Source organism: Streptococcus caledonicus (assembly GCF_042656225.1).
In the GTDB taxonomy this organism is placed as follows: domain Bacteria; phylum Bacillota; class Bacilli; order Lactobacillales; family Streptococcaceae; genus Streptococcus; species Streptococcus caledonicus.
On record NZ_JBHSOJ010000016.1, the window covers coordinates 332,366 to 355,330 of the forward strand.

The window sequence follows — 22,965 nt, forward strand, 5'->3', positions numbered from 1 at the left end:
CGCTTATAGAGAGTAGGACTCGCGGCAGAACCATTGACCTGTAGGTAACCAATCCACGAATATCAGAATGGCCAATGCCCGGAGCTAAGATTTAGACTCTTTCCAGATGCGTTCAATTTTTTCTAAGCTTGATTGTTTTTACTTGACAAAGGGCTTTACATATCAGTGAATTGAATAACAACTTTGCCAGATTTCTACAAAATGGGCAAAAACTCAAACCTTTGTTCTTCTTTTGATTCTAAAAAGCACAAAATAATAGTGTTACATTGTTATTTATTTTTCCGTATTCTAAAATTTTGTCTCTTTCAGTCAACTTTATAATAAGAAATTAAAAGAGAGATTGGTAAAACTCGAGCCCACTGAGAAAGTCATCGTTTGATGTTTTTTTGCTGTACTAAAGTTAAGGTGATAGTATGCTTGATAATCAGTTGACTTTAGAGGTTAGTCCCTATTCTAATATATATGATATTATTGTTCCTAAAACTCATTTTTTACGTCAGTTAACGGAACTCTGTAATTTTAGCTTTGTTTATGACGAGCTTGAAAAGAATTATCGTCCAGACTTTGGACGTCGTGCCTACTCTCCCATCATGATGTTCAAGCATCTCCTATTAAACGACATCTATCAGTTGTCCGATATAGATGTGGTGGAACGCTCCTTTTCCGATATGGCCTTCAAATACTTCTTTGGTCTAGCTCCTGAAGACCCTGTCATTGAATCGTCTTCATTGACTAAATTTCGAAAACTGCGAATAAAAGACCAAGGCTTACTTGATTTACTCATCGCTAAATCCGTCCAAATTGCGCTAGAACTTGGCTTGATTAAAAGTCATATTCCTCATTGTGGATGCGACCCATACCAAAGCTCACTACAAATACAAGAAGCCGCAAGAAATCCTCCGAGAACGCTCGAAATCCTTGAGCAAAACGATTTATCGGTATTCGGAGGATATCGCATCTGATTTTCCCAATAAAACGCAAGAAGATTCCCTTGAAACAGAGTTGGTTTATACTGAGAAACTAATGGCTATGATTGAAAAACACGATGAACTCCTAGCCTTGCCTGCTATCTCACAGAAATTCAATGACCTAAAAGAAACTGTAGAGGATGACTTAGAGCGCTTGGAGTCCTCTGTTAAGGAAGAGGCAAGAATTGGTTATAAAAGTGCGGATACTTCCTTTTACGGATATAAAGAGCATCTAGCCATGACAGATGAGCACATTATCACCGCCTGTGTGGTGACGTCTGGTGAAAAAAGTGATGGCCCTGTTTTAGAAGAGTTATATCAAAAATCTAAGAATAATGGTGTCACCATTGAAGCAATTGTTGGGGATAAGGCCTACTCTGGGAAGAATAATATTGAATTTACCAAAAAAGAAAAAGTGCATTTAGTCGCTAAACTACATCCAGCTGTTTCAAAAGGCTTCCGTAAGAAGGAAGATGCGCTTTTCTATAACAAGGATGCAGGTTTCTTTGTTTGTCTTGAGGGACATATGGCCATAAGGAAGGCAAAAACAGGGTGAAAGGCGGGAACATATAACCCTCAGGAAACCCACTATTTTGATATTAACCACTGTCAAACCTGCCCTTCAAAATGGGATGTTATAGAGAAGGTGCTAAGGATAACCCCTACTCGATAACCCTTAAAAGCGCTGAACATCTTTTTTCAGAAGAGGTTTCAAGAAAAACCTTATTTCAAAGAAAATTTCAAGCATCGCTACAAGATAGAAAGCCAAAAATGCGGAACTTAAAAACAGGCACGGTCTTGATGTGGCTAGGGCATCAGGTCTTTTCAACATGGAGTTACAAGCCGCAACAACCTCATTGTTGTTAATATGAAGAGGATTATCACTCTAATAAATCAAAAATAAGGAAAAGCAAAAAGGAATCTACCCCAATTATGCAATAGATTCCTCTTTTTTTGGTTCAGGCAGATCGTACAGCTTTTACTTTTTCAGTGAGCTCGTAAAACTACAATCTCATTGTTATTGTTATGAACACAACTCAATCAGTTTCAACAATAAAGTTTGTTAAAATGCCATTAATAAATTTTGCGGATATATGATCTGAATATTTTTTAGCAATATCAATGATTTCATTAATAACAACACGATCTGGCGTATCTTCATATTGCATTTCATAGAGAGCTAAACGCAACAAAATTTTGTCATTAAGCGTCAACCTATCCAAACTCCATCCTTTTTTGAGATACTCTGCTATTTTTTTATCCAAATCTGTTTGATGATCCTGAACTCCTTTAATCAAACTAAGGAGAAAAACCGGTACGTCTTGATCAAATCCTTCATGTTTGTCATAGCGATAAGCATTCTCACCAGCCTGTATGGGATTTCCTCCAAACTCTAGACTAAATAGAGCTTGGAAAGCACGCTCACGGATATCTCGACGAGAATGTTTAAAATTATCAGTCATCAAGGAAATCCTCATCAAAAAGTGCTTTAACATCTGGTTTTGGTGTTTTAGCAGGAACTATTTTAACAACATGGACATTAACGGCATCAATTGTTACTTCTGCCATGTCATAGACCGCTGTTTTCACGGCTTGTTGAATTGCCATAGAGACCGCAGGAACATTAATGCCATATTGCAATTGTACATAGATATCTGCTGATACTGTCCCATCCTCTGAAGTGTTTAGATAAACACCGCGCCCTAAAGAGGTTTTACTCAAAGTATCTGCGACTGCTTTATTATGAAGCGAATGAACTCCTTCAACAGTTGTTGCTGCAATGCCAGTAATCACTTCAAGCACACGCGGAGAAATAACGATTTCACCAATTGTTGCTGTTGACATATCTTTCTTTCCTTTCTAGAGTTTTTATACTTTTGATTGTTGTTTTGGAATGATAGATTACCTTGCCACCATTAACTCTCAAGCATTCCCTTGTTGCCTAATAGCGTCAAATACCATCAAAATATTAAGCACGTGATACGTAAGTACCTTCTGCTGTATTAATAACTAATTTTTGACCTGCTTCAATAAAGTCTGGGACGTTTACTACAAGTCCTGTTTCCATGGTTGCTGGTTTGCCAGATCCTGTTACAGTAGCACCTTTGATTGAAGGCTGTGTTTCAGTAACTGTCAATTCAACTGTTGTTGGTACAGTAACTCCAATCACTTCGGTTCCGTAGAATTGGATTTTAACATCAGCGTTTTCCAAGATGTAAAGCAGTTCATTTTCAACATTTACTTCTGGGATTTCGTATTGGTCATAGGTTTCTGTGTTCATGAAGAACGCTGTCCCATCCATTTTGTAAAGGTATTGAGCTGGGACTGTTTCAATAATAGCTTGCTCAAATTTTTCATCTGGACGGTATGTCGTATCAAATGTTGAACCTGTACGTACATCACGAAGTTTCATCCGCATGATTGTATTACCTTTACCAGGTTTGTGATGGCTTGCCTCAAGAACTTTAATTAATTTACCTTCTGTTTCAAAAGTCATACCTGCACGCAATTTACTTGCTTCGATCATTAGTAGATTACCTCTTTATTTTCAATTTTTATCACTTCATTTTAGCATAAAAGCTAGTATTACTCAAGATTTTTATAGACACGAAGAAATAACAGGACTTATTTAAATAAAAATAGCCTTATTACTGATTCCTTTTCCTAAAGTCCTTCTCCTAAGTGGATACTCGGTACATCATGTTGCACATAAGCAACGCCTTTTTTCTCCATCAACTCAATGGCAAAGGGATGCGGTCGGTAACTTGATTTGTAGGTGATTTTAGTTATTCCTGCTTGAAGCAGCGCCTTGGTACAGTTGATACATGGAAAATGAGTAACGTAAACCTCTGTGTTATCTGTCGAAATGCCTTCTTTGGCACATTGGATGAGTGCATTCATTTCAGCATGAACGGTACGAATACAGTGACCATCCTCCATATAATGCCCTGCTTCATTGCAATTATCAGTGGCAGAGACACCACCATTATAACCTGTGGCAATGATTCGATTATTTTTTACTAAAACGGCACCGACAAAGGCACGGTCACATGTTGAACGCTTCGAAATCAGCTCTGCATTTGCCATAAAATAATCTTGCCATGAAAGTCTTTCTTCCATAACTTACCTCCTAAATGACAATCAATTCTTTTGGTGCGAGAGTTAAGATTTCACAGCCTGTTTCAGTAATGAGCAGGTCATCTTCAATACGAACACCACACTGGCCTTCAAGATAAATACCTGGCTCATCCGTCAAGACCATACCAGCCTTAATGGTTTCATCAGATTTACCAAAATATGGCTCTTCGTGAATGTCTAACCCGATACCGTGTCCGATCCCATGTGTAAAGTAGTCACCGTAGCCTGCATTATTGATTACTTGACGAGGAATAGCATCAAAATCACGATAACTCAAGCCAGCCTGCGCTTTTTCAATGAGAGCTTTATTTGCCCGTAAGACAATATCATAAATTTCGCGTTCTTGGTCTGTTACCTGTCCAATATGAATCGTCCGAGTCATATCACTAACATAATGGTTGTAATAACATCCAAAATCTAGAGTCAGTGTTTCACCGTTTTCAATCACTTTATCACCAGCACGGCCGTGAGGCATAGACGAACGATAACCTGATGCTACAATGGTTTCAAAAGAAATACCAGAAGCACCGTATTCTCGCATACGGAAATCTAGGAAATTGGCCACATCAAGTTCTGTTGTCTGTCCAGGTTTAATAAAGTCTAGTACATCTAAAAATGCTTTATCAGAAATCGAGCAAGCCTTGGAAATGGTCTCTACTTCGATAGCATCCTTAATCATCCGTAATTCTTCTGTAAAATTGGTTTGAGGAACCAAGACAACACCCGAAAACGTTTCCTGCAACTGCTGATAGTAAGCATAGCTGATTTGGCTATCAAAACCCAGACGAGATAGACCGTCTTCTACTGCTATCTTGGCAATCTCAGTCAGCGGAGCCCTTGTTTCAATAATATCAAAACCTTGGACTATTTTTTTAGCCATTAAACTGTAGCGCGCGTCCGTTAAAAAGAGGCGTCTTTTCTCAGAAATATACACTGTTCCAGCTGTTCCAAAAAAACCAGTTAAATAGTAGATATTTGTTAAATTCGTTACCAAAATAGCGTCAACATCGGTTTGAACAAGTTTAGTTTGAAAATTGGTAACACGAGCTTGAAGATAGGTTTGCATGTTTTCCTCCTCAGAAATTTAATTGTTTTTATTGTAACAGATTTTTGCTGCTTTAGAGCACTCAATCTGTATTGTCAATAATTTTTACCTCATCTGGTATGTTTTTTCTTCTGTGGGAATGGTTTTCTCTCTCATCAGGCTAGTGTTGCTCTCCCAGACAGTAACTTTTTCTCCTTCACTAATCTGATAATCCCAAAGCATGCCTAACTCAAATTCCGCTCTGCCATTGACCGTAATATCAAAATCATAGGTATGATTTCCCAAACCATATGAGCCTACATGAAAGTTATCGTATTGGATGGTTTCAACATTTTCATAGTAGTTATAGAAGTATGAAGTATAGAGATGATTGACGGACTAAAATTTCTCTGTTAGCACAATCTTTTCGCTTTCCATCTAATATCCAGAAAAAAATAAATAGAACTAAAAGGAAGAACATCCCTAAAATTGCTAGGCAACTCCCCTAAGACAACCAACTCATTTGTTCGTCTCTGCAGTTACTGTTTTCCTCATAAACATCTCCTAAATAGCATTCTTCATAAAGTTTTGCTAAACTTATTATATCACATCTATGGAGAACACTATGCCATTAACCTATCTTATCCCAACGGCAAAAGAGATGAAAATCCCTAAAGAAACTTTGCCACACCAGCTTTCTGAAAAAAGCTCTGCTATTGCCCAAGAAATGTCCGCACTATCTTTAGAAGAACTTGCGAAAGCTTACAAAATCTCAGAAGCAGCAGCCCCAAAAGAAGCCACGCGCTGGCAGGCTATCAAGGAGAATTCTGCACCTGCTTATCCTGCCATATCACTTTTTAATGGTTTAATGTACCGACATCTAGATAAAAATGTCATTTCAAAGCAAAGCCCTGTTTATATCACCTCTTCGTTTTACGGGATAATTCATGCGCTGGAGCCAATAGCAGAGCACCGCCATGATTTTCATACCAAAATTAAGGTTAACAACATGTCACTAAAAGAATTTTGGAGGCCTGATTACGACGCCTTTGCCACACAACAAGAGACCATCGTATCCTTATTATCTAGCGAGTTTTTAGATATTTTTTCCACCTCTATCAAAAAGCAATTGATAACGGTGACTTTTATGGAAGATAAAAACGGTCAACTCAAAACACACTCGACCATTTCTAAAAAAGCTCGAGGAGCTTTTCTCAGTCAGGCACTTACTCAAAAAGCTCGGACTATCGCTGATTTGACAAAACTCACATTCGCTGATTTTCATTACCGAAAAGACCTTTCTTCGGAAAATCAATTAATTTTTGTGAAAAAAGCCTGACAAACCGTTACAAACCCTTTCATTTTTGATATACTTGTATCATCAAAATAAGTCAGGGAGATTTTTTAATGATTTCATACGAAAAAGTTCGCCAATCTTTTACAACTTGGAATACAGTAATTGGAATACTCTATATTCTAAATGCCGTCCTCTTTCTTTTTTCATTACTCGGTGGCCTAATGAGTAAACTTGCTATGGAAAAGCAACCTGAGATTTATGCTAGCCTTGATGAAATTACCTTAGAAGCATTACGCCAAAGTACAACTCCGTTTGCCTTTTTTACCTTTGGTTTAGGAATTGTCATTACTATTGTTATCGCTACCTTGGCTCTTATTAACAGAAGCAAAGCTAACAAAGAGTTGGACGACAAGATTAGTTATACTGTTTACTATATCGGTATTGGTTGGGCAATTATCTCTGTTGTTTTAGAGTTTTTGTTGCTAGGTACAATATCCTTATTAGCTCCAGTTTGGCTTCTCCTTTTTGGATTCTTCCATGTCTTTACGCTCAGAAAGGCTCAAACACTTAAAGAAAAAAATGCTGAGCACTAATAGAAATCATCTTCGAATAAGCTAAAGTGAGTGTCCTCTATTTCTGTTAATCAGAAGTCGAGAGGCACTCACTTTTTTGTTTTTAAACATCTAAGAGTACTTCTTCCTCTTTATCTTCTAGCCCCGTCACCGTCACCCCCAAAAGACGAATTCCTAAAATGCTATCATCTAAGCTATCATATATTTCATGTGCTACTCGTTCGATAATTTCAAAATCCTTGGTAACAACAGGGAGTGTTGTACGCTTTGTCAGGGTTGAAAAATCAGAATAGCGAACTTTAATAACCACAATTTTTCCTGCCCTGCCATTTTTTTCTAAAACATCTGCCACACGGCGTGCATTTTTAGAAAGCTCTAACTTGACATCTTCGACATCATAAAGCAATTTACCATAGGTTCTCTCGCTTCCGATGGATTTGCGGATACGATTGGGTTTAACAGGGCTATTTGAAATCCCTCTAGCTTTGCGATAAAGGTCATAGCCAAATCGACCAAAGGTGTCAATTAAGGTCATTTCTGGAATTTGTCTTAAATCTTTGCCTGTAAAAACACCCATTTCATGAAGGCGTCCTACTGATTTTTTACCCACACCATAAAATTTTTCAATAGGCAATTTATCTAGGAAAGCCTCCGCTTCCTCTGGTAAAATCAAGGTTAAACCTTTTGGTTTCTCAAAATCTGATGCCAACTTTGCCAGAAATTTATTATAGGAAATGCCTGCCGAACAGGTTAGGTGGACCTCTTGCCAAATATCATGTTGAATGAGTTTTGCCACTTTGATAGCAGATTTAATCCCTAACTTATTATCTGTCACATCAAGGTATGCTTCGTCAATAGAAAGTGGTTCAACAAGGTCTGTATAGCGCTTAAAAATCTCACGAATCTGCATCCCAACTTCACGGTACTTACTATAATTTCCAGAAATAAAAATCGCTCGTGGGCAACGTTCGTAGGCTTCTTTACTAGACATAGCAGAGCGAATACCGTATTTTCTTGCCTCATAATTACAGGTTGAGACTACACCTCGTCCGCCGGTTTCCAGAGGATTTTTAGCAATCACAACTGGCTTCCCTCTCAAATCAGGGTTATCCCTTTCTTCAATCGCAGCAAAAAAAGCATCCATGTCAATATGAATAATTTTCCGTGATATGTCATTGATGAGAGGAAAAATCAACACCAGCAATCGCCTTCTTTCTGTAAATACTACAACATTATTATAACACTTTTACATTTCTTTCATATATTTTCAAATTTATAGTACAGATTATAAAAAATCAAAGAACTGTATTACAAAAGAAAAGTCTTTTTGTCAAGTTTTATGCTTGCTGAAACCGTTTACTGTGTGATACAATGAATTCGTAAATTGTAACAGATGATTTTGTTACTAGAATTTTAAGGAGACCTATTATGGCAACTGTCAAAACAAACACTGATGTTTTTGAAAAAGCTTGGGACGGATTTAAAGGAACTGACTGGAAAGAAAAAGCTAGCATTTCTCGTTTCGTTCAAGCAAACTACACACCTTATGATGGCGATGAGTCATTCTTGGCTGGTCCAACTGAACGCTCACTCAAAATCAAAAAAATCGTAGATGAAACAAAAGCTGGTTATGAAGCTGAAGGACGTTTCCCAATGGATACACGCCCAACTTCAATCGCCGACATTGACGCTGGTTACATCTCTAAAGAAGATGAATTGATCTTCGGTATTCAAAATGACCAATTGTTCAAATTGAACTTCATGCCAAAAGGTGGTATCCGTATGGCTGAAACAGCTCTTAAAGAACATGGTTATGAGCCAGACCCAGCCGTTCACGAAATTTACACAAAACACGTTACAACTGTAAATGACGGTATCTTCCGCGCTTACACTTCAAATATCCGTCGTGCTCGTCACGCTCACACAGTTACTGGTCTTCCAGACGCTTACTCACGTGGACGTATCATCGGGGTTTACGCACGTCTTGCTTTGTACGGTGCTGACTACTTGATGCAAGAAAAAGTTAACGACTGGAATGCAATCACTGAAATCGACGAAGAAACCATTCGTCTTCGTGAAGAAATCAACATGCAATACCAAGCATTGCAACAGGTTGTTCGCCTTGGTGACCTTTACGGTGTTGATGTTCGTCGTCCTGCTTACGATACTAAAGAAGCTATCCAATGGACTAACATCGCATTCATGGCTGTATGTCGTGTCATCAACGGTGCTGCTACTTCTCTTGGACGTGTGCCAATCGTTCTTGATGTTTATGCAGAACGTGACCTTGCTCGTGGTACTTACACTGAAAGTGAAATCCAAGAGTTCGTTGATGATTTCGTTATGAAACTTCGTACAGTTAAATTTGCTCGTACTAAAGAATACGACGCACTTTATTCAGGTGACCCAACATTCATCACAACATCTATGGCTGGTATGGGTAACGACGGTCGTCATCGTGTTACTAAAATGGACTACCGTTTCTTGAACACTCTTGATAACATCGGTAACTCTCCAGAGCCAAACTTGACAGTTCTTTGGACTGATAAATTGCCATACGCATTCCGTCGTTACTGTATGCACATGAGCCACAAACACTCTTCTATCCAATACGAAGGTGTAACAACAATGGCTAAAGATGGTTACGGTGAAATGTCATGTATCTCATGTTGTGTATCTCCACTTGACCCAGAAAATGAAGAACAACGTCACAACATTCAGTACTTCGGTGCTCGTGTAAACGTCCTTAAAGCTCTTCTTACTGGTCTTAACGGTGGTTATGACGATGTTCACAAAGACTATAAAGTATTTGACATCGAGCCAGTTACTGATGACGTTCTTGACTTCGATACTGTTAAAGCTAACTTTGAAAAATCACTTGACTGGTTGACTGACACTTACGTAGACGCTCTTAACATCATTCACTACATGACTGATAAATACAACTACGAAGCCGTTCAAATGGCATTCTTGCCAAGTCACCAACGTGCTAACATGGGATTCGGTATCTGTGGTTTTGCAAATACTGTTGATACTTTGTCAGCTATTAAATACGCTACTGTTAAACCAATCCGTGACGAAGATGGTTACATCTACGACTACGAAACAATTGGTGAATACCCACGTTGGGGTGAAGACGATCCTCGTTCAAATGAATTGGCTGAATGGTTGATTGAAGCTTACACAACTCGTCTTCGCAGCCACAAACTTTATAAGAACGCTGAAGCAACTGTGTCACTTCTTACAATCACTTCAAACGTTGCTTACTCTAAACAAACTGGTAACTCTCCAGTTCACCGTGGTGTCTTCCTCAACGAAGACGGTACAACTAACTTGTCACAACTTGAGTTCTTCTCACCAGGTGCTAACCCATCAAACAAAGCTAAAGGTGGTTGGTTGCAAAACTTGAACGCATTGTCAAGCCTTGACTTCTCATATGCTGCTGATGGTATCTCGTTGACAACTCAAGTATCACCACGTGCTCTTGGTAAAACTCATGATGAACAAGTTGATAACTTGGTAACAATCCTTGATGGTTACTTTGAAAACGGTGGTCAACATGTTAACTTGAACGTTATGGACTTGAATGACGTTTACAAGAAAATCATGGATGGTGAAGATGTTATCGTTCGTATCTCTGGATACTGCGTAAACACTAAATACCTCACTAAAGAACAAAAAACTGAATTGACTCAACGTGTCTTCCACGAAGTTCTTTCAATGGATGATTACGCTTCTGAAGTTTCAGGTAACTAATCCTATTTCAGAAAAGTCATGTTCAGTGACTAAATAGAAAAATCTAGGAAATCCATCCTAGATTTTTTCTTAGTTTTTAAAATGGCAATTCCTCTTCTTCTAAGACCAAATCAGCCAATTCATCCACAACGTTATTTTCTCGCATAGCACGTTGGGCACGACTTTCTAGCAACTGGAAACCATGACCTAACACTTCTGTCACATAATGTTTCTGCCCTGCTTTTTCATACTGACGAGTCCGCAACTCACCATCAATTGAAACAAGGCTACCTTTTGACGCATAGCTTGCAAGAGTTTCTGCTAGACGCCCCCAGAAAACAACTTGGACAAAGTCTGCTTCACGTTCACCAGAACTAGACTTATAACGGCGATTAACTGCCACCGTTACTCGAGAAACAGCTTTATCTGTGGCTGTCTTAACCATCTCAGGATTAGACGTTAAACGCCCAATCATAATCACTTTATTGTACATATTTTGTACCTCCTTATCTTACTATTCGTAAGAGAAATTAAAAATGTGACATAATGACAAAAAAGGAGGCTCAGATGTCTGTTAATTTAGAAACTTATAAAGAGATGCTCGCTCAACCTTGGGGCAAAATTATGTATGAATTAATTTTTGCTCAATGAAAAAATATCAAAGGAAAAAGAATACTTGATTTTGGAGCTGGTTTCGGCTTGACTGCCCAGCATTTATCCCAAGAAAATACCGTCACGGCTATCGAACCTAATGCCGATATGTTATTTGCCAACAAAGCTCAGACCTTTACTAAAATTCATGGCTCTTTGAAGGCATTGAAACAGTTAGCAAGCGAGCAATTTGATGTCATCATCTGTCACAATGTCATGGAATATATCCCAGAAGATGAGCGACCAAGCTATTTCAGTGAATTTGAACGTTTATTGACATCTGGTGGGCAACTTTCTCTGATTAAACATAATCAAGCTGGTAAGGTCATGCAGGCTGTGATTTTCACCAACAATGTCAACCTTGCTTTAGATTTGTTAGATGGCAAGGACTACGAAAGTCTCTCTTTTGCTAATGGAGCGACGTATGATTTTAATGATTTAAAAGAATACACCTCTCTCAGAATCCAAAATTACTGTGGGCTGCGCACTTTCTACGCCTTACAACCAAACTCCGTCAAATCAGAAGAGGGATGGCTTGATAACTTGGTAAAAGCAGAATTAGCCGTTGCTGATTTAAACCCTTATAAAGATGTTTCATTTTGGCAACATGTCACGCTTGTAAAGAACCAACAAAGAAATTTTTATAGTTATTTGAATCAAGAATAGGACATAGATGAATCATTTTGATCCAATCTAATACTATTAGTTATTCTATTCTTTATCCTAATCTATTTTCAATTTACCATAAAATCACATTGCCGTCCCTTTTGTCAAAAAATGAATACACTAAAAAAGGCATCACATCAGCGTTTTTTTAGAACGTCATGCGATGTCTTTTACTGATTAGATAAGGGGACCACTAAATCTGTTGGACAAAGAGATGTCCTACTTCTTAAAAAACACTTGAAAACGCCTCTTTATGGTTAAGGTATAGTAGATAAGTTTTCCACACCAACATTGGCACCATATCATTTAAAAGAGCTGACTGATGGCCGACTGCGGTATAATGCTCTTCACTCTGAAGTAAGTTTCTTAAATCTTGAATAACAGGAGACAATTGCTTCTCAGATAATGTTTCCAAGGCATACCAATCCCCTTTGTAAAGTGACTTGGCCCACAACAGACGTTCTAGGGCATACTGACAATGGTTCTCTTCTAATACCTTTTCAAGATCAGCCATCCGAGGGACCAACACCCGATCTGTCAAAACAGCAACCAGACCACCTGCGGTCAGATCATCATAAAATCGACTGAGTAGGCAAAACTTATCGGGAACGGTAAGTTCCTTAGACAATTTTCGTTCTTTACCAGAAATAGCTTGAAGTGTTCGAAAATAATCCACCACCTGCTTATAGTCTTCGGAGTGTTCCATCTTTTCTTTGACTCTTACACGGCGGTTATAAGTCACGAATAGATTCACCATTATTGTCACCAAACTCCAAAGAAAACCAATTAATGTGAGGTGATAAGTATCATAATAAATGCTAACACTGAAAAAGGTAGCTAGAGAGACAAAAATACTGTAATACAGCCATTCTTTAAGAAAAAATAATAATATCTTGGGCAAATCCATTCTGATATCCTTCTTATAGACCGAATGGATCCAATGATATCTATGGCCACCAAAAAAGAAAAAAGCGCCTATCAAAGTTGCTAGCAGAACAGGCAGAACCGTTAGAAAATCACCAGCAAACAGCCCTGTTAGTAGCCTAATAATCATGATCAGTGCTAATCCAATCAGCAGTAATACAAAACCACGGCCTTTTGTATGATAAGTAAAAAAACTACGATTCACCTCTTTGGCCATGCCAAAACGGACTAATTGAAGTAAGATGAGACTAATGACATAAGGAAAAACACCAGCCAAGTCTGCTATTAGAAACAACAAAAGAGAGATTGGTCCTAGAAAAAAGACAGCAGTCGCCCCTAAAATCACTAAGCGTCTTCCTGAAGCTTCCTTGAAGTAAAAAGGATGGTTCGTGGAGCTTACCCGTTGTCTTAAGCGATTTAGCACTGAAAAACCGGTCAAAGAGGCCAACAATAACAGTAACGTTAATAGGGTTACCTCTTTGACACTTTCCCTATCAAAACCAGCGTGACATAACATTAAAAATAATATCATGCCCCAAACCAACAAAACGAACTGGCCCAATTTAAAGAGAATAGTCAGGTAACGATCTCTATCTACCCACTTTTTTTGCTCTCCTGCCAATGCCTTTAAACGTTGACGTAGCGCTTGAACAATAGCAGCATCATAATAGGTCTTACGATGAGTATTTAGTAGTTTCAACATAAGATAAATCAAGGATTCATCCGAGATATTCTCAATATCCTCTAGTGTTAGTCTCGCTAAAATTTGTTGCTGTTGCGTTCGTGTCGCTAAATTAAGGAATCGCTTTTGGTTATCATGAGCTTTATAAGCAAATTCCCCAAGTCCTGTAAATAGACTCTTAGAAACCATTGCCACCTCCCCAAATTCTTTCTTCAACCGCATCTAGTTGGCGTTTAAACAATTCTGTTCCCTTTTTGATTTTACGCAGGTCTTGAGTTTCCAAAATTTCCTCATAGTGGCGAATGCATCCTGTAAGAAAATCACGATCATTTCCTGTGCTATCTGAGAATAAACGCTGCCCCCGTGATAATAAGAGCTGAACAACCTCTTGATCTTTGGGGTGGCTTTTTAAACTAGCTAAATGTTCTCTGCGCTCTGCTATTTCTTCTTGCGATAACTGCTTATTATCTCTTAAAAAGACTTTTTGATAAGTTGCTCCTGTCGAATTTACGATAACATCTACTTCTAAAATACCATTAATATCGTAGGAAAAGCGAACATCTACACTTTCGTACTCCTTATGGTTAAGCGGCACTTGGACATCAAGTGTACCTAATCTGATATTATTACTGGCACGGTATTCTTCTCCCTGTAAGATGGTTAGTTTAATCTCGGTTTGCCCTAATTGTGTGGTGTAATAGGTTCCAACCTTCGAACTTGGTAACACAGCATTCCGTTCTAGGATGGGAGACATCACATCGCCAACGATTTCAATACCAAGTGTAAACGGACAAATATCCGTTAAGACCATATCTTTGATGTCTTCATTACGTGCTTTAATACCGGTCAAAACACCACATCCAAGAGCGATGGCCTGATCCTGATTAACCTCAATACGCACTGAACGCTTAAGAAGATAAGATAAATAATTTTGAATCAGAGGCATCTTGGTGTTACCACCAACGAGAATAACATCATCAACATCTTCTACCGTTAATTCCGCATCACGTAAGGCACGACGAATCGGTTTTTGAATGCGATTCAACAAGGGTTTTGAAATGGCTAAAAAACGTTCCTGAGTCAAATGATAACTAAACCATTCTTTGCCAACCATTAAACGAAAACTTGCCGTTTCCTCTTTGTCTAAAGTTTGTTTCACTTTTTCAGCTTCTTGATAAAGCTGCGCAGATTCCTCAGCTGAGATGTCGGCTCTCACGGTTGGCCACGCGCTATAAAAATCATCGACAATAGCTTGTGTAAAGTCTTCTCCTCCAAGATGATTGTCTCCTGCCACAGTTACAATTTCAATAACATTTAAAAAGGCATCAACAATTGAAATATCCAGCGTACCACCACCAAAATCAATAATAAGATAGGTGGCATCTTCTTGACGTTTACGATGCAAGGCAAGCGCTGCTGCCGAAGGTTCATTGATAATACGATCAATCTTCACTCCTGCCAACTGCCCAGCTACCTTAGTTGCTGCTCTCTGTTCGTCATTAAAGTATGCCGGTACACTAACCACGATTTCCTCTACCGTTTCACCTAGATAGCTTTCTGCATCTTCAATTAATTTGCGTAATACAAAACTACTTAATTCCTCAGCTAAATATTCCTTATCACCTAGCCGTAATTTTTTCTGAGTTCCCATAAAACGCTTGAATCGTGATTGGGTTGACTGCGGATGGGTAATGAGTCTCTCTTTGGCTAGCTTACCAACAATCAATTCACCTTCATCTGAAAGCCCTACGGCAGATGGAGTCAAATACTCTCCAAAATGATTGGGAATTAGCTCAACTTTACCATTACGCCACACCGCAGCTAGTGAATTTGTCGTTCCTAAATCAATACCTAAAATCATCCTTTTTCCCACCCTTCAAGTGTTGTATCCTTTTTCAATTTCAAAGCTTGCTCTGATAAGCCAATACGCTGTAAATAAGAAGCTAACGTTGACATCCCGAGCTTTTCACATCTCTCTACCACAAGACTTCTAGCCTTCCATGTTCCAACGACAAAAGCATTTAAGCAATGAGCTTCTAGCCCTCGTTTAACCGATTCTTTCTGAAAGAGAGGATGGTCATGATAAACAGCTAACAGTTGATTAAACTGCTCAAATGTAAATAGCACCCCTAGTCTAGCACAGAGTTCATCTAACAAGGTTTCAACTGCTTCAGCCTCCCTAAACTGCTCTGCCATGTCATCCCAAAACTCCGAGACATCATCGTCGTCATCAAAATCGACTTTCCAATCTTGAAAGGTCTCATCAAAAGAAGAACCGGTTGTTTCTTCTCGCTGCTGGTTATCAGGTTCTATGTCTGAAAAATCATAAACTGTTTCCTGTGACGATAACTCTTCGTCGTGCGACAGTTCTGTATCATCTCCATCAAGACCAGAAAAATCATAAGCAGTCTCTGGTTTCGTTTCCTCATAGGTTTCCCACACCGTCCTCTGTTCTTCAAACTGCTCCGATTGCCTCTGCTGCCTCGTGGAGCGATTACGACTACCTTTCGCCTCAGCCATCGCCTTCTTATAGGCTTGTTGCAGTGCTTTAAATCCTTCTGGATCATCCTCTGGATGGTATTGTTTGAGCTTTTCTGCAAAAGCTACCTTAATCTGTTCTTGATTAGTTGTTTGTCCAATACCTAACACATCCCAAATATTACCCATACATCATTCCTCATCCCTTGTCCCTAGTACAAACTCGAACAGTGCAAAATTGCTATTTTTTCTAGCCGCCTACAAATCATCAGCCAATTCCGCCAATAACTCCTCTTCATTATAACGAAAAATAACTTAAAAATCTAAAATTTCTGAAAAATAGACCCTAAAAAGAGACTGAAAAAGTATTCCGACCTCTTAAAGTAAAGACAGCTTGACGCAGTTGTTGATTGGAAGCCTGTCCTGCAACTGGACAGTTTTAGTCTAAACATAAAAAAACAGAGAGCGAAAGGAAGTCAGGATTTTAAAATCCTGACTTCTGTATCACTCTCTAAATCATTTTATTTTACTGTTGCAGTTGATGTGATGACTTCAACTGCTTTTTTCATTGTAATGTCATGACGGAGCATATCTGCTGAAAGAAGTGAACGAACTTGTTCAACTTCCATGTTGTACTCAGTTGCAAGATCAGTGACTTCTTTTTCGATATCTTCGTCAGATACTTCAAAACCTTCTGCTTTAGCGATTGCTTCGATAACAAGGTTAGTTTTCACACGTTTGTCAGCGTCTGCTTCGTATTGTTTATGAAGGTCATCTTGAGTGGTACCTGTAATTTGGAAATACATTTCTGGTGAGATACCTTGACGCTGCATATTACCCATGAATTCGTTCATTGCACGGTGAACTTCGTCATGTACCATTTCTTCTGGCAGTTCAACGATTTCAGCATTTTCAACAGCAAGTTCGATAGCTGCTGCTTCAACAGCGTCATCAAAGGCAATTTCTTTAGATGCTTCAAGTTCTTTACGGTATTTCGCTTTCAATTCATCAAGTGTTTCAACTTCTTCATCGATATCTTTTGCAAGTTCATCGTCAAGAGCTGGAACTTCTTTAGCCTTAACTTCGTTAACTTTAGTTGCAAATACAGCATCTTTACCAGCAAGATCTTCTGCATGGTACTCAGTTGGGAAAGTTACTTTAACTTCTACTTCGTCACCTGCTGTAGCCCCTACAAGTTGTTCTTCAAAGCCTGGGATAAATTGGCCTGAACCAAGCTCAAGGGAATGGTTTTCACCTTTACCACCGTCAAATTCAACACCATCAACTGAACCAACAAAGTCAATCACAACAGTGTCGCCGTTTTCTGCTGCACCGTCTTTAACTGCTAATTCTGCTAAGTTATTGCGCTCACGCTCAACTTTTGCGTCAACTTCTTCATCAGATACTTCTTTTGAAAGTTCCACTTCAACCGCAAGGTTTTTGTAGTCCCCAAGTTTAACTTCAGGTTTTGTCACAACTTCAGCTGTGATTGTCCAGTCTTGACCTTTTTCCATTGAGGTCACATCAATTTTGGGCTGAGCAACAACATCAAGCTCAAGTTCAGCAACTGCTGCTTCATAAACTGCTGGAAGGATGCTGTTCAAAGCATCTTCATAAAGTGCTTCTTCACCAAATTTTTGGTTAAAGATTGGACGTGGGACTTGCCCTTTACGGAAACCTGGAACGTTCAAATCTTTTTTAATACGGTTAAATGCTTTATCAAGAGCTGGTTTGATTTGCCCTTGGCTGATTGTAAATGTAATGACACCGCGATTAGTCGCTGTGTTTTCAAATGATACTGACATTAGTCATTCTCCTTAAAAAATGTTATACAGCTTAGTTTATCATATTTTATGAGTTTTTTAAAGTTTTTTACGTTACTTTTTGGTAAACTAGAACTATGAAAATCATTGAAAATTACCTTATCTCTTGGCACTTAGAAGAACTTGGGACAAAACTCGTCTCACTTCTTCTTTTGCTCCTTCTTTTCACACTAACTAAACGACTCTGCCATTTTGCTTTTAAGCATACTATTAAAAAATCACTGGCATTTTCTCAAAGTACCCCTGCTCGTCAAAAAACATTGGTTAAGCTTATACATAGCGCGTTAAATTATGCCTTGTACTTTATTTTGGTTTACTGGGCGTTAACCATTATCGGAGTACCTGTCTCTAGCCTTCTTGCAGGAGCAGGAATCGCCGGGGTTGCTATCGGCCTTGGTGCACAAGGCTTCTTATCTGATGTTCTAAATGGTTTCTTTATCCTTTTGGAAAATCAATTCGACGTCGGTGAATCCATTGAAATTGGCTCCATTACTGGCTATGTGTCAAGCGTTGGTATCCGCACGACTCAAATTCGTGGCTTTGATGGCACCTTGCATTTTATTCCCAACCGCAATATTACCATCGTTAGCAATAAATCACGAGGCAATATGCGGGTACAAATTGATTTGCCAGTCTTTGCTCATAGTGATTTGGAAATGATTTCATCTATCATCACCGAGATCAATCAGACTCATTTAGCAAAGCACCCTGAAGTCGTAGGACCAGTCAATCTTATTGGCCCTCGCACGCTCCCCACTGGACAATTTATCTTCCGTGTGGATCTGTTTGTGGAAAATGGACACCAACAGCGCATCTATTCTGTTTTCTTTAAACTTTATCAAGAAGCTCTCGTAGCAGCCGGAATAGCTCTTCCAACTGCCAATACTATACCGACAGCAACTAAAAACTAGGCCTCTAGCCTAGTTTTTTCGTATCTCATCTTCTTGATAGAGGGCACGCGCACCACCAATCAATTTCGGACGGCTTGCCAAAGCTGTCACATGAGCACCTCCCAGTTCACGTTGAATGGGACGCAGAGGCACTTGAACTCGTTTGATATGCATACCAATCGCTGTATCTCCAATATCAATCCCTGCATGCGCTACGACTTCTTCCACTTCCACAGGATGTGTCATGAATTTAAAAGCTGCTAATTGCCCTGAGCCTCCAGCATGCAAGCTCGGTAACACGTTAACAATCTCTAAGCCTTTAGATAGAGCCACATCTTCTTCCACAACCAAAGCACGATTTAAGTGTTCACAGCCTTGAACGGCTAGGTAAACGCCATGCTCTGTACAGGCCTCTAAAATTGCCTTTACAATCACTTCACCAATTTCTAAGCTGGAATTTTTCCCAATCACACCACCAGCTACTTCACTAGATGATAGACCAAGGACAAAGACTTGGCCTTTCTTAATAGCTGAGCGGTCAAGAATGTCTGTCACAATCGCTTTTGTTTGTAGACCTAATTCCTCTAGATTCATTTGTCATTCTCCTCTATCATATTAGTATCATTATAGCAAAAAGCACCCCTAAGAGCGCTTTTTATACTCATTAAAAATTAAAATTAGATTTTTAGAACCTCTAATATTTTTGATAGACTAACAAACGTAAGAAGTTTAAAACGTTTCTTTCACCATAGCGTGGAAAATTCCCAATTATAGCGATTTTGTCGTTTTAGATACTATCGTCACTAATCAGAATGTGACAATCCTCCAATCTCCGTAGTGGTTAAGACCATGAAAACATAGGTTTGCTGGCGTACCAACCACATGAGGAAATCAAAAAGAAAATGTTTTTGTTTATGTATAATTTTGATTTTTATAGAGTATTAATCTTCAACGAGAATTTCTTCTGGAATAGCGAATGCTTTTGTTAATATAAAACAAAGCACCATGCTAACGATAGAAATAAGGACGTAAACGATGAGTTGATAGTTGTCATAAATGTACATGAGGTAAGACGGTAAAACAGCTAGACCGTATGAGTTTGATTGGATATGGAAAATAGACAGAAGCGCTGCGCCCATACCTGATGAGAAAAGCATCACATAAAGAGGTTTTAAGTTGTAACGTAAATGAAGACCAAATAAAACTGGCTCACTAACACCAAAAAGTTGTGACATAAACGCTCCCATAACGGTTTGTTTAACCTTATCATTCTTAGCGGAAGTGTAGAAAGCAAGACAAGCACCAAGGTTAGAGAAACCATACATCGCACAAAGGGTAATCAATTGGTTGAAACCTGTGTTCGCTAATAATGATGTTTCAATCACAACATACATGTGATGAAGCCCTGTGATAACAGCCAACGGATAAGTCGCTCCAACGAAAAAACCACCAATACCAAATGGGAGATTCATCAATCCTTTTGTCAAGGCAATCAATCCCATTTCTAACCAGTGAACAACTGGTGCAAATCCAATTAAAGCAACAGCACTCATCACTAACATGGTGATAAACGGTGTCAAAATAAGATCAAGAGAATTTGGCATCACTTTACGCAATTGACGCTCTAACTTAGCTCCCAAGAATCCAGTTAAAATCGCCGTCACAACCGAACCTTGTGCCCCCATCACTGGAAGAATTCCTCCAACCATAATAGCATCAGTATCACCAGAGGCTACTGCGTAAGCATTTGGCAATTGCGGAGCAACTAGCATCAATCCTAACACTAAACCAATCATTGGTGTTCCACCAAACACACGGAAGGCTGACATGGTGATAAGAGCTGGAAGGAAACCAAAGGCAGTATCGGTCAAGACGCTAACTAATTGATTCAAATACGGTGGAAAAATTTCGGTTGATAGGCCGATAAGTCCGAGAATATTATCATTGAACACAACACCTTTCACCCCTAGGAAAAGACCTGTAGCCGCAATGACTGGAACGATTGGAACAAAGATATCTCCCAAAGTTCTCATCACAGCTTTTACACCCTTTTCTTGGGACTTCACGTAAGCATCCTGATCAGCTTTTGATTGTGTTGTGATACTCATTGTTTCCAATTCTTCAAACACTTTATTGACAATACCAGCTCCGAGAATGACTTGATATTGACCACTGTTAAAGAAGGTTCCTTTGACCTGATCAACTTTTTCAATAGCTTTGGTATCAATACTTTCATGATTTTTTACAACCAAGCGTAAACGTGTTGCACAATGCGTTGCTGAAACAATATTTTCTTTTCCAACGATTGCAAGAATATCACTTGCAATTTGACGGTAATTAATAGTTTCCATTTGTAGTCTCCTTTAATAAAGTTGCGCCATAAGGCGGTAATGTTACATGACGATGCGAGAGGCTCATGCCTCCATTTTCAATTAAAATGTCTACAATCGGGTTTTCAAGCGGAAATTCTACTTCTTGATTTGATAAATTAACCAGAGTCAGATAAGAACTTTTCTCATCAAAGCGACGATAGGCAAAAACTTCTGGATTTTCTAAGTCTACAAATGCTATTTGCCCATACACCAAAGTTTCACAGCTCGGCATTTTTTTTAGGGCAATCAATTTTTTGTAAAAATACCAGAGGCTCTGTTCATCATGGATTTGGTCAGCAACAGAACGTTCTAAAGATTGTTCTGTGATAGCAAGCCAAGGAGCTACTGTCGAAAATCCTACATATTGGCTATCATCCCACTGCATCGGGGTTCTAGCGTTATCTCGACTGCGATAATTGATAACAGCTAGCGCTTCGCCACTTGATAATCCCTCTGCCATTCCACGATGGTATTGGTCGATAGATGAAATATCATCAAAGGATTCAAGTCCCTCTCGATTAAAATTAATCATGCCAATCTCTTGCCCTTGGTAAATAAAGGGTGTTCCATAGAGATTGAAATACATGAGGGCTAGAGCTTTAGCTGCCTTAGGATTTTTTTCAGCTTCTTTTAAATACTTGGTCGTTGCACGATTCTGATCGTGGTTTTCAATAAAAGGAGCACCCCAACCCACTTTTTGAATTGCTAATTGAGAATCCTTAAATTTATCAAACAAATCCTTTGGCTTCCACTGAACAGGTTTAAACCATTCACTACCACTTACCACATCTAGGTCGGCAGCTTTAAAGTCAAAAATCATTGAGAAAAAGCCATCTTCACCAATAAACTCATCTAGCTGATCATACTCAACACCTGGGGCTTCCGCAACCGTGACAGCGTCATAAGGTTTGAAACAACGCTCATTCAATTCTTTCAAAAAGACTTCAATACCTGGTTGATTACGACTAACCTTGGTGCATTTCGCTAAGCCATCCACCCCATCTGGTTCAATACTCTGAAAACTCAAATCCTTTTTGATGAAGGTAATCGCGTCAATTCGGAAACCTGCAATACCTAGTTCAAGCCATTGGGTAATCATCTGGTAAACCTCTTCTCTAAGCTCAGCGTTTTCCCAATTCAAATCAGGCTGCTTCTTGTGAAAGGTGTGATAATAATAAACATCTTCGTTCGGTAGTTTTTCCCAAACACTACCACCAAAGATGGACCGCCAATTGTTTGGTCGTTCAGCCGATTCCTTGAAAATGTAATACCCTCTATATTTAGACTGAGGATCAGCAAGAGCTGCTTGAAACCATGGGTGTTCATCTGAAGAGTGATTGACAACGAGGTCCAATAAAACTTTAATGCCTCTGGCTTTGGCTTCGGCCATCAAAACCTTAAAATCTTCCATCGTTCCAAATTCTTTTGCGATGTCAAAATAATCTGAAATATCATAGCCATTATCAGCCATGGGAGACTTGAAAATCGGACTAATCCAAATACAGGTAATCCCTAGATCTGCTAAGTAATCAAGACGACTGGTAATCCCATTCAAATCACCGATACCATCTCCATTACTATCTTGAAAACTCTTGGGATATATTTGATAGACAATTTCTGACTGCCACCATTTTTTCTCCATACTGTTCTCCTTTGTTTTCGCTTACAAAAGGTATTATAAACAGAAAAAAACCGCTAGGCAATACTTCCCCGCAGTTTTGAAAACAGGTTATTTTTTTAATCGT

General features: G+C 39.0%; 19 protein-coding genes and 2 pseudogenes. 6 read left to right on the forward strand and 15 right to left on the reverse strand.

Going from position 1 to position 22,965, the window contains the following annotated elements; genetic code table 11:
* The first annotated feature begins 413 nt into the window (after positions 1-413).
* Positions 414-1,872 (forward strand): annotated as a pseudogene (locus ACFPQ3_RS05520) (IS1182 family transposase).
* Between the two features lie 133 nt (positions 1,873-2,005).
* Here ACFPQ3_RS05520 and nusB read toward each other — a convergent pair.
* From nusB to ACFPQ3_RS05550, 6 genes are all read right to left on the reverse strand, one after another.
* A complete protein-coding gene (gene nusB / locus ACFPQ3_RS05525; protein ID WP_156806555.1) occupies positions 2,006-2,431 on the reverse strand; it encodes a transcription antitermination factor NusB in 426 nt (141 codons plus the stop codon).
* Complete coding sequence (locus ACFPQ3_RS05530) at positions 2,424-2,813, reverse strand: Asp23/Gls24 family envelope stress response protein (protein WP_156806556.1); 390 nt, start codon at positions 2,811-2,813, stop codon at positions 2,424-2,426. The genes nusB and ACFPQ3_RS05530 overlap by 8 nt, the downstream gene beginning before the upstream one ends.
* 124 nt (positions 2,814-2,937) lie before the next feature.
* Positions 2,938-3,495: an elongation factor P gene (efp, locus tag ACFPQ3_RS05535; protein ID WP_156806557.1), complete on the reverse strand. Its 558-nt coding sequence runs from the start codon at positions 3,493-3,495 to the stop codon at positions 2,938-2,940.
* 137 nt (positions 3,496-3,632) lie between these two features.
* Complete coding sequence (locus tag ACFPQ3_RS05540; RefSeq protein ID WP_156806558.1) at positions 3,633-4,088, reverse strand: deoxycytidylate deaminase; 456 nt, start codon at positions 4,086-4,088, stop codon at positions 3,633-3,635.
* 10 nt (positions 4,089-4,098) lie between these two features.
* Positions 4,099-5,172: a M24 family metallopeptidase gene (locus ACFPQ3_RS05545; RefSeq protein WP_156806559.1), complete on the reverse strand. Its 1,074-nt coding sequence runs from the start codon at positions 5,170-5,172 to the stop codon at positions 4,099-4,101.
* Between the two features lie 84 nt (positions 5,173-5,256).
* A complete protein-coding gene (locus ACFPQ3_RS05550; protein WP_156806560.1) occupies positions 5,257-5,436 on the reverse strand; it encodes a hypothetical protein in 180 nt (59 codons plus the stop codon).
* Between the two features lie 319 nt (positions 5,437-5,755).
* Here ACFPQ3_RS05550 and yaaA point away from each other — a divergent pair, with 319 nt between their 5' ends.
* Positions 5,756-6,469 carry a peroxide stress protein YaaA gene (gene yaaA / locus ACFPQ3_RS05555; RefSeq protein ID WP_156806561.1) on the forward strand — a complete coding sequence of 238 codons (714 nt, stop codon included), beginning with the start codon at positions 5,756-5,758 and terminating at the stop codon, positions 6,467-6,469.
* A 68-nt stretch (positions 6,470-6,537) separates the two neighbouring features.
* Positions 6,538-7,020: a hypothetical protein gene (locus tag ACFPQ3_RS05560; protein WP_156806562.1), complete on the forward strand. Its 483-nt coding sequence runs from the start codon at positions 6,538-6,540 to the stop codon at positions 7,018-7,020.
* Positions 7,021-7,102: 82 nt separating this feature from the next.
* Here ACFPQ3_RS05560 and dinB read toward each other — a convergent pair whose 3' ends face one another.
* A complete protein-coding gene (gene dinB, locus ACFPQ3_RS05565; RefSeq protein ID WP_156806563.1) occupies positions 7,103-8,197 on the reverse strand; it encodes a DNA polymerase IV in 1,095 nt (364 codons plus the stop codon).
* A 230-nt stretch (positions 8,198-8,427) separates the two neighbouring features.
* On the opposite strand from dinB, the gene pflB reads away from it, so the two are divergent.
* Positions 8,428-10,755, forward strand: coding sequence for a formate C-acetyltransferase (gene pflB / locus ACFPQ3_RS05570; RefSeq protein WP_156806564.1), 2,328 nt, complete (start codon positions 8,428-8,430; stop codon positions 10,753-10,755).
* A gap of 76 nt (positions 10,756-10,831) precedes the next feature.
* On the opposite strand, the gene ACFPQ3_RS05575 is transcribed toward pflB, so the two are convergent.
* Positions 10,832-11,227: a single-stranded DNA-binding protein gene (locus ACFPQ3_RS05575; RefSeq protein ID WP_156806565.1), complete on the reverse strand. Its 396-nt coding sequence runs from the start codon at positions 11,225-11,227 to the stop codon at positions 10,832-10,834.
* A 74-nt stretch (positions 11,228-11,301) separates the two neighbouring features.
* Between ACFPQ3_RS05575 and ACFPQ3_RS05580 the strand changes: the two are divergent.
* Positions 11,302-12,051 (forward strand): annotated as a pseudogene (locus ACFPQ3_RS05580) (class I SAM-dependent methyltransferase).
* A 226-nt stretch (positions 12,052-12,277) separates the two neighbouring features.
* On the opposite strand, the gene ACFPQ3_RS05585 reads toward ACFPQ3_RS05580, so the two are convergent.
* The 4 genes from ACFPQ3_RS05585 to tig all read right to left on the reverse strand — a co-directional run bounded on the left by ACFPQ3_RS05585 (position 12,278) and on the right by tig (position 17,940).
* Complete coding sequence (locus tag ACFPQ3_RS05585) at positions 12,278-13,846, reverse strand: hypothetical protein (RefSeq protein WP_156806566.1); 1,569 nt, start codon at positions 13,844-13,846, stop codon at positions 12,278-12,280.
* On the reverse strand, positions 13,836-15,518 hold the full coding sequence (locus ACFPQ3_RS05590; RefSeq protein ID WP_156806567.1) for a molecular chaperone HscC: 1,683 nt from the start codon (positions 15,516-15,518) through the stop codon (positions 13,836-13,838). The genes ACFPQ3_RS05585 and ACFPQ3_RS05590 overlap by 11 nt, the downstream gene beginning before the upstream one ends.
* The gene (locus tag ACFPQ3_RS05595; protein ID WP_156806568.1) at positions 15,515-16,324 is read right to left on the reverse strand and encodes a J domain-containing protein; all 810 of its coding nucleotides are present in this window, start codon (positions 16,322-16,324) and stop codon (positions 15,515-15,517) included. Before ACFPQ3_RS05595 ends, ACFPQ3_RS05590 begins: the two co-directional genes overlap by 4 nt.
* Before the next feature lie 332 nt (positions 16,325-16,656).
* Positions 16,657-17,940 carry a trigger factor gene (gene tig, locus ACFPQ3_RS05600; RefSeq protein WP_156806569.1) on the reverse strand — a complete coding sequence of 428 codons (1,284 nt, stop codon included), beginning with the start codon at positions 17,938-17,940 and terminating at the stop codon, positions 16,657-16,659.
* Between the two features lie 95 nt (positions 17,941-18,035).
* Here tig and ACFPQ3_RS05605 point away from each other — a divergent pair, with 95 nt between their 5' ends.
* Entirely contained in the window at positions 18,036-18,869 is an 834-nt protein-coding gene (locus tag ACFPQ3_RS05605) for a mechanosensitive ion channel family protein (RefSeq protein WP_156806570.1), read from the forward strand.
* A 9-nt stretch (positions 18,870-18,878) separates the two neighbouring features.
* Here the strand turns inward: ACFPQ3_RS05605 and ACFPQ3_RS05610 are convergent, their stop codons facing one another.
* The 3 genes from ACFPQ3_RS05610 to ACFPQ3_RS05620 all read right to left on the reverse strand — a co-directional run bounded on the left by ACFPQ3_RS05610 (position 18,879) and on the right by ACFPQ3_RS05620 (position 22,862).
* Positions 18,879-19,442 (reverse strand): TIGR01440 family protein, encoded by a 564-nt coding sequence (locus tag ACFPQ3_RS05610; protein WP_156806571.1) that lies wholly within the window; start codon positions 19,440-19,442, stop codon positions 18,879-18,881.
* A gap of 347 nt (positions 19,443-19,789) precedes the next feature.
* A complete protein-coding gene (locus tag ACFPQ3_RS05615) occupies positions 19,790-21,199 on the reverse strand; it encodes a PTS transporter subunit EIIC (RefSeq protein WP_156806572.1) in 1,410 nt (469 codons plus the stop codon).
* Positions 21,186-22,862, reverse strand: coding sequence for a glycoside hydrolase family 13 protein (locus tag ACFPQ3_RS05620; RefSeq protein ID WP_156806573.1), 1,677 nt, complete (start codon positions 22,860-22,862; stop codon positions 21,186-21,188). The genes ACFPQ3_RS05615 and ACFPQ3_RS05620 overlap by 14 nt, the downstream gene beginning before the upstream one ends.
* Positions 22,863-22,965: the final 103 nt, after the last annotated feature.